We start from the raw sequence: 7,904 nt of genomic DNA, 5'->3' as shown, positions 1-7,904 counted from the left end.
CGCTCGCTGCGATCTCTGAGGACGCGCCGCGCCGCGCTCTGGATGTGGGATGTGGCGACGGGCGCTTTCTGGCACAGCTCGCTGCGCAGGGCTGGACTGTGGAGGGACTGGAGACCGACTCCGTGGCCGCCGAGCTCGCCCGCAAGCGCACCGGTGGCACGATCCATGAAGCGCCTTTAGAGGAGGTCACCCTCCCGAGAAAGGCCTTTGGGCTCGTCTCGATTCTCCATGTCCTAGAGCATGTCCCCGACCCGCGTGAGACATTAACTGCCGCTTGGAACGCCCTTGCGCCCGGCGGAGCGCTTCTGATCGCCGTGCCCAATGTTAACTGCCTGGAGGCGAGGCTCTTTCGCTCCTGCTGGTACCCGCTGGACCTGCCGCGCCACTACTGGGGCTTCGCGCCGCGCACGCTCACGCGCCTTGCCGAGGAGTGTGGTTTCGCCGTGCAGCGCATCCGCCACTTCCCGTTTCTCTTTGGCCCTCAGAGCATCCGTTATAGTTTTAAAGCGATCTCTGGTAAGCCCATCGGAGAAGAAGAGGGCAGCGCCGGGCCACGCCGTGAGGGCGGAAAGCTCCGTACACAAGCCTTTCTCAGCCTCCTCACCGCCTCGGAGCGTCTCGGCCACGAGATGCCCGGTGAGGTTATGGAGCTACTGGCGGTTAGGCAATGATCGGAATTGTCTATCTTCTCGTATTGGTGGCATTGGCGTTTGGGATTGGGGCGTTTTTCCTGCGCCGCCTGCTCAGTGGAAGCCTGTTGGAGCGTGTGGTCTTTGCTATTTCCTTGGGGCTGGGCGTGGTGTCCTACACGATTCTGGCACTGGGGCTTCTCAAGCTTGCGAAAACCGTACCTCTGACGATCGGCGTTTTTGTGGTGGGGCTACCCCTGGCGATTCTGGGCTACCGAAGCTTGCCCAAGCGTGAGAAAACTAAGGAGAGCTCCGCGGGGGCTCTGGGAATCGCTGTCGCACTGGTCATGGGACTCTGCGCTCTGGTGACACTGGTGGGGGCCTTGAACCCGCCTGGAGAACTGGAGTGGGACTCGCTCTCCTATCACTTAGCCGCCCCAAAGCGCTACCTGCAAGAAGGACGAATCTACTACATCCCCGACGATCACCATAGCAACTTCCCTTTCACGCTCAATATGCTCTACCTTTGGATGCTCTCGCTGGGCTCGGTGAGTGGGGCAAAGCTCTGCCACTGGCTCTGTGGGGTACTACTCACGCTGGCTGTCTACACGTGCGGCACACGTCACTTCAGCAAGGCCGTTGGGCAAGTCGCTGCGGTGATGGTCGCTACTACCCCCATACTACTCTGGGAGTCCACGACGGCGTATATTGACTTGGCTCTGGCCCTCTTTTCATTTCTGAGCTTCTACGCGGTGCTCAATGCCCACAAAGAGCCGCGCTGGCTGGTGATCTCCGCGGTGCTGATGGGGCTTGCACTTGGGACAAAATCAACCGCGCTCGCGTTCTGGGCAATGGGCGCACTCGGGCTTCTGGCGATGCGTCTGCCCTTCCGCCTCGTCGTGGCCTGGGCTGGGATCGCACTTGTGGTGGGGTTGCCCTGGTACCTGAAGACATTTCTCTACACCGGTGACCCGGTCTATCCCTTTGGCTGGAAGCTCTTCCATGGGCACTACTGGAACGACGCGGCAGCGCTGGGCTACGCGAAAGACCAGGCAGCGTTCGGGTTGGGGAAAGACCCCCTCCACTTGCTGCTGGCCCCCTGGAACGTAACTATGGAGGCGGGGCTGATCTCGCAAGAGCGCAAGTATATCTTTACCGAGTACTGGATTTTCGGAATCTCTCCCGTCTATCTGGGACTGGGGATGGCCCTGCCCCTGCTCATACGCCGCTGGGATAAAACAGCAGTGGCTTGTTTGCTCTGGGGGCTGGGCATCTCGGCGACCTGGTTTTTCATGATGCAGCAGACCCGTTATTTGATTCCCGCACTTCCTGCCTTTGCACTGGCCTGTGCCTGGGGACTCGCGCAGGCGGGGAAGCTGGCACAGCGAGCGGGCGGGGTGCTCATCGCCCTTGCGGCGCTCTGGGGAACCTATCTGGCGCTAACCGAGCTGCTCCCCCCTGCTCCGCGCCAGGCGCTGGAGGTTGCCGAGACTTGGATCAACCAGAACACCCCCAAAGATGCCAAAGTGGCGCTCTTCGACGAAACCCGGGGGTTTTACCTTGACCGGCCCTATGTTTGGGCGCAACCCAATCACGCGCCCGGTTTGTTGCCCTACGACTCCTATGCCGATGTGGATGCATTTCTCGCCGACTTCAAGCGCCGGGGCTATACCTATCTTTTGCAGAACACGCTCATTACCCGGCTCGTCAAAAACGAAGACCCGGCCTGGACCAAGTGGCGTGCTCTTCTCGCGCAGGCAGTGGAACAGGGCAAGCTGGAGACCGTGGCGACATTCGGGCAGGAAAATCCGATTATTATCTACCGCGTTCCCTAATCTCCCTCCGCGACATGAAAAATCGCTCCGCGAATCGGGTTTCCCCAATCGCGGAGCGATTTTGTATCGGAGTTATTTCGCGCTCAGAACCTCATCGTGCTTCTTGGCGATCTCATCAAGAGCGGCTTTAGCGGTCTTCGCGCCAGAGGCGGCGGCAAAGTACTCATCTTGGCAGGCTTGGAGAAGCTGTGTGTACTTGGGGGAGTTATCGAAGTCCTTTAGGAACGGCACGGACTTGGCGAAGGTCTCGTTGTAGGGATTCGCCTTTTTGAACTCGTCGGTGGCGGAGACTTTCTTATTCGCTGTCAGGCCACCCAGTGCCACCCACTTCTTCTGAGTTTCCTCTTTGGAGAACCAAACCATGAACTTCTTGGCATCGTCGGTGTTCTTCGAGTAGCTGGAGAGCGAGAGCCCCTGACCCCCGAGGGAGACAAACTGGCCCGCCGGCCCCTTGGGAACCACGAAGTAGCCTGTCTGATCCGCAAACTTGTTCTTTTTCTTGTCCACGAGAGCGGGCATGAAGGCGAACCAGTTCTCCGTCATGGCGACCGTGCCCTCCTGGAAGGCGGTGTTGCACTCGTTGAAGTAGAAGGTCTCGGCACCAGGGGGACAGAACTTCTTCAAGCCAATATAGAACTCTAGCGCCTTAACTGCCTCGGGGCCATTGATGGCCCCGGTTGCCTTGCCATCCTTGGTGTAGGCACCACCGAAGCTCCAGAGGACAGGATCAAAGCCCATCGTGACACCGTCTACTCCCTTAGAGTAGAAGAGGGCGCAGCCGAACTTACCGTCCTTGGTGAAGAACTCCGCCACTTGCTGGAACTCATCCCAGGTGGTGGGGACGCCCAGATCCCGCTTGTACTTGGTCTTAAAGGCGTCTTTGTTTTTCTGATCCTCAAAGAGATCCTTGCGGTAGGCGAAGCCGATGGCGTCGGCCATGCAGGGGATGGCGTAGAGCTTACTCTCGTACTCGCCGTAGTTCTTGATCGCAGCCTCTTCGTTATCGGCCTTGGGGAAGTTTGCAGCATCTGCCGTCCACTCCGTCAGGTCAACATAGTGTCCTCCCGTAGCCGCGTTTCCCAGCCACTGGGAGTCGCCGACGACCATGTCAAACTCCGCAGACTTGCCCGTCCAGGCAGCATTAATCTTCGTTTCAAAGTCTGCCCAGGGAATCTTGCTCACCGTGACGGCGATCCCAGTCTCTTTTGTAAAGTCCTCGGTGAGCTTCTGAAGATTGTCGGCAGGGTCCCAGTCGGCCCAGGCAATCACCAGCTTCTTGCCTCCGCCTCCACCGCCTGTGGCCACTGCGGGAGCATCGCCGCCGGTCTTCTCACCGCCGCCACTGGGGCAGCCGGTGAGGGTCACTAAGGGAAGTGTCGCAAAAAGTGCGGCCAATACGCCGCGTCGTGTCATTCGCATCATTGTCCTCCAAAAAAATTATACCCACCTAGCGCACAGCGCCGGGTGGGTGTTAGGTTATCCCGCCGTTACCTTGCGGGTCTTGGCATCAAAGTTCATGGATTTACCCCTGCGCTGGCTCATCTCCGCCAGAGAGATGATCACCTGCGCCTTGACGGCCAGATCAATATTACAGTTACAGTGCATCGGGTCGTTCTTGCGAATCGCCTCCAGCCAGTTGCGCTCGTGGGCACCGACATCTTCCGTCGGATGGAACCTGGCAAGCTCAGGGGCACTGGTATCCACGATAAAGCCCTCGACTTCATCGGAGAAGGGGCGCTCAGGCTTCACTTCCACCTTGGTGCTGCCAAAGTAGACTGTCGCCTTTTCGCCACGGAAGAGATCCGGGAGTCCCTGCTCATTGACTGTCGAGCCGATAAAGAGCATAGACCAGCCCGAGGGGAACTCAGCCATCACCTGCACGGTATCGGCGACCTCACGGTCTTTATTTTGGACACCATGCGTGCCGATGGACATCACGCGCGTCGGGAACTCCGGGTTACCTGAGGCGATCAAGAACGGATGGAGCCGGTGGGGCATGAGATCCCCTAGGATGCCTGCGGAGTAGTCTGTGTACTTGCGGTAGCGGCGGAAGCGCGCTCCCGCATCATTGCGCGCTGTCTCTGCTCCATTTCCTGCGCCCTTGGGCGAGACAAACGGACGCGAAGGCGCGGAGCCCAGCCAGAGGTCCCAGTCGAAGTTGGTGGCGTTGATACTATCAGGGATCTGGTAGTTCCACTCGCCGTTGCGGTTGCAGCGGCAGTAAGAACCCTGGCCCATGACCAGCTTGCCTAGCGCACCATCTTTGATTGCCTTTGCCGCCGCGTGCCAGCGCACATCGGTACAGCCCTGCGAGCCGATCTGAATCACGCTCTTGGTGGACTTAGCGACATCATAGACTTGCCAGGCTTCTTCGATATAGCGTACCAGAGGCTTCTCACAGTAGACATGCTTGCCCGCCTGCATGGCATGTACGGAGATCTGTCCGTGCCAGTGCTCGGGCGTGGCGATAATCACCGCGTCAATGTCTTTGCGCTCCAGCACCTTTCGGTAGTCGTTGGTGCCCATCACATTGGCCTGTTTGGTCTTAGCAATCGCGACTGTCTCATCCACAAACGGCTGGTAGACATCACAAATTGCGACAACCGCTGTGTTTCTCTGCTCGGCCTCTTTGATAAAGCTGTTCAGGTGGAGCTTGCCCTGACCAATGCCCGCACCGCCGACGCCGATACTGGCGATGGTAATGCGGTCGTTGGCCCCCTTGGCACTGGGGGGAGCCATCACGGTTCCCATGGGGAAGATTCCGCCCTTCATGTTGGCGGCATCCACCACAGGAACGGTGATCTTAATCTTGCCGACGATCTTCGTCGCGGGAGCTGCCGTCGGTTTAGGTTGCGGCTTGGCGGCTTGCGGATTCGCCTCCGCCGTGGCCGTTTCTGCACCTGTGCCTAGCACGAAGGCTCCCGCGACAGTGGTGGCCGCCTTGAAAAAATCACGCCGAGCGAGGGGCGATGGCGATGGTTCGTTGTCTTTTTTACTCATAGTTTTTTTAGTCTTGATGGTTCCCTAGAGAAGGAACATTTCCTTGGTGAAGTTTATCTTGGTGCCAGTCTTAATGGCCTCGTTGGCCTTGAGGGCGACGACAGTGGCGGCAAAGCCGATCTCCGCCGATGAGTCTCCCGCGACAGGATCGGGGGCGCTGTAAACCTCACCCTCTTTGTGAACGGGAACGGAGGGGCGAGATTTCTCTTTGCCCACTCGGATGCCTTGGAGAAACGTGTCGCAGGCGTAAAAGAGCGGAGTGGCGTTGGGCTTGGGTTTCACAAAGTCTTCCGGCTTTAATCCCTGCGCGAGAAGCTTTGAGGCGTTGGCCACCAGCATGATCCCCTGTTCGTCGCCGACCTGCTCCTTACGGGCATAGACTTCCCAGCCCAGTGCGATGGCATCGGCTTCCTTGAACATCCAGGCACGTGCACCGCGCAGAACCACGGCAGACTGATCGCCCTGGAGCATTTCGAAGGTGCCACCAAACGAGTTTCCTAGAGTGGCATCGTAGGTCAGGCGAATGCCCTCGGGGTACTCAACTAGGCAGGTGATCGTGCGGGCGATTCCCTCGCCCGTGCCAAATCCTGTCACGGAGAGTGGCAAGGCCCGGAGGTACCAGCTCATCACATCAATCTGGTGAATGCCGATCTCGCCAATCAGGCCCGGGGAGAGGCTGGGATCGTGGCGCCAGTTGAGTGCTGTCTCACGCTCCGGGCTGGGGGCAGTGCGCTTCCAGCTTGATTTTTGGTTCCACTGAGCGGTGCAGCGGGAGATATTGCCCACGGCTCCAATCTCAACAAAGTGCTTAACGTGGTGGTGCTGTCCGTTGGTTCTGTTCTGGAGGCCCGCCTGGAATATTGTCTTTGCGTCTCGTCCTGCGATTGCGATGACTCTTGCCTCCTCGATGGTGTGTGCGAGAGGTGCTTCGCAGTAGACATGCTTTCCCGCCGCGAGTGCGTCTAAAACGATCTGCTTGTGGAGGTGTGTTGGTGTTGCGACAAAGACGCCCTGCACTGCGGGATCGTCTAGCACTTTCTTGTAGTCGGTGACGAAGGCGGCCTTGGGTGCGTTCTCCAAGGCGCGTTTCTGGAATCCCACGGACTCATAGCTGTCGCAGACATACTTCACGACCGCGCCTTTAACGTACGAGAGGGAGGTTAACATCTCTCGTCCCCGCTCGTTGGCTCCGATCACGGCAACCGTGACGGGGCTGGGAGGGGGGTCTTCCGGGAGTGCCTTCACCGGAGGGGCGGGCTTCGATGAGGTCTTTGGGGGAGTCTTTGACTGTGCGGCAGTTTTGGGCTGTGCGGCGACGGGCTTGGTCTTGGTTGCCTGTGGCTCCGGATCAAGTGTCAGCTCCTCCGCACGGGCCAGGGTCTCTTTGCCCAGGAGCAGGCCCAGAGCCAGAGCGGAGCTTCGCCCCAGTAGATCGCGTCGTGTTACATCACTCATAGTAGGCTTAGTGTGCTTTCTTCCCGTAGGTTAGTAATTTTTTTGCCGTTACAAACGGCTTTATTTTGTCTTTAAGATAGCCGGAGTCGCGCCTAGTTTCGGGAGTTTCGCACTTCCCTTGGCTTCTTTAAGCGACCAGAGGATGCCACCGAGCACGTGCTCCTGGTACCAGGGCTTCTGCCAGACATCTACTCTATGGCCCATTGATGTGTAAAAAACGCGGCCCTTGCCGTAGTCTTTGCACCAAGAGAGGGCGTGGTAGCCGGGCGCTTTGCTATTGGGGTGCTTGTCCATCCCGATTAGCGCATGGGTTTTTGCCCAGTCGTAGCTCTTGAAGAGATAGATCTCATCGAATACTTTAAACGGCTGCTTGTTGAAGGGCTTGGTGGCAGCGTGGTTGTCGTCCTCAATAATGCCTTCGACTTCCACTTGAGCGCCGTGGGTCTGGAACTCCCCACCGATCATCTCGATGTAGCCAGGGAAGTTATGGAGCGTGTCCGTGGCAGCGTGGGCACCGCAGAAGCCCTTACCACTCTTGACCCAAGCGAGAAATCCCTCGGGATCAGGCAGGGGCAGATCGCCCGTGGTTGAGGCAAAGAAGACCCCATCGTAGTTCTTCAGGCCCGCCACACTCATCTTCTCTGCCATCTCGGCATCCGTGCGGACGTAGTCCACATCGAACTTGCCACTCCTAGCGCCGAGCTCCGCGAGGATCTTCTCGGCGACGGGAATCGAGTCGCCGTGGCGGAAGCCCTTGGTGACCGTGACCACGAGAAGCTTCTTCTTGGCGCGGTGCGCCGTGGTCGGGGCTGCGAGGAGCGTGGCGCCGAGAGTAAGAGCGGTGAGAGCAGAGAGAATAAATAAGCGTCGGTGCAAGTGGGGCATGGTAGTCCTTTCGGTACTGGTTAAAAGACGCGGCAGTGTGCGCCAGTGTTTAGTATAGCGCAAAAAAGGCGCGTCGGGAACCCTCCCGGCGCACCTTTGA

6 protein-coding genes are annotated in these 7,904 nt (G+C 58.6%); 2 read left to right on the top strand and 4 right to left on the bottom strand.

Features of this window, described 5'->3' with window-relative positions; translation table 11 throughout:
• Together ACH2EH_RS24435 and ACH2EH_RS24430 are read left to right on the top strand one after the other, a co-directional pair.
• A partial coding sequence (locus ACH2EH_RS24435) for a class I SAM-dependent methyltransferase (protein ID WP_395145939.1) occupies positions 1-671 on the top strand: 671 nt, incomplete at its 5' end.
• The gene (locus tag ACH2EH_RS24430) at positions 668-2,464 is read left to right on the top strand and encodes an ArnT family glycosyltransferase (RefSeq protein WP_395145937.1); all 1,797 of its coding nucleotides are present in this window, start codon (positions 668-670) and stop codon (positions 2,462-2,464) included. The genes ACH2EH_RS24435 and ACH2EH_RS24430, both read left to right, overlap by 4 nt.
• 72 nt (positions 2,465-2,536) lie before the next feature.
• Here ACH2EH_RS24430 and ACH2EH_RS24425 read toward each other — a convergent pair whose 3' ends face one another.
• From ACH2EH_RS24425 to ACH2EH_RS24410, 4 genes are all read right to left on the bottom strand, one after another.
• A complete protein-coding gene (locus ACH2EH_RS24425; RefSeq protein ID WP_395145935.1) occupies positions 2,537-3,877 on the bottom strand; it encodes an ABC transporter substrate-binding protein in 1,341 nt (446 codons plus the stop codon).
• A 63-nt stretch (positions 3,878-3,940) separates the two neighbouring features.
• Positions 3,941-5,464 carry a Gfo/Idh/MocA family oxidoreductase gene (locus ACH2EH_RS24420; protein WP_395145933.1) on the bottom strand — a complete coding sequence of 508 codons (1,524 nt, stop codon included), beginning with the start codon at positions 5,462-5,464 and terminating at the stop codon, positions 3,941-3,943.
• 24 nt (positions 5,465-5,488) lie between these two features.
• Positions 5,489-6,919 (bottom strand): Gfo/Idh/MocA family oxidoreductase, encoded by a 1,431-nt coding sequence (locus ACH2EH_RS24415; RefSeq protein WP_395145931.1) that lies wholly within the window; start codon positions 6,917-6,919, stop codon positions 5,489-5,491.
• Between the two features lie 60 nt (positions 6,920-6,979).
• The coding region (locus ACH2EH_RS24410) for a ThuA domain-containing protein (protein ID WP_395145930.1) at positions 6,980-7,904 on the bottom strand (925 nt) is incomplete at its 5' end.

Origin of the sequence: Armatimonas sp. (assembly GCF_043760365.1) — a bacterium.
Lineage (GTDB): Bacteria > Armatimonadota > Armatimonadia > Armatimonadales > Armatimonadaceae > Armatimonas.
Note: the sequence above shows the minus strand (reverse complement) of the source record. Positions and strands in the feature narration are given on the sequence as shown.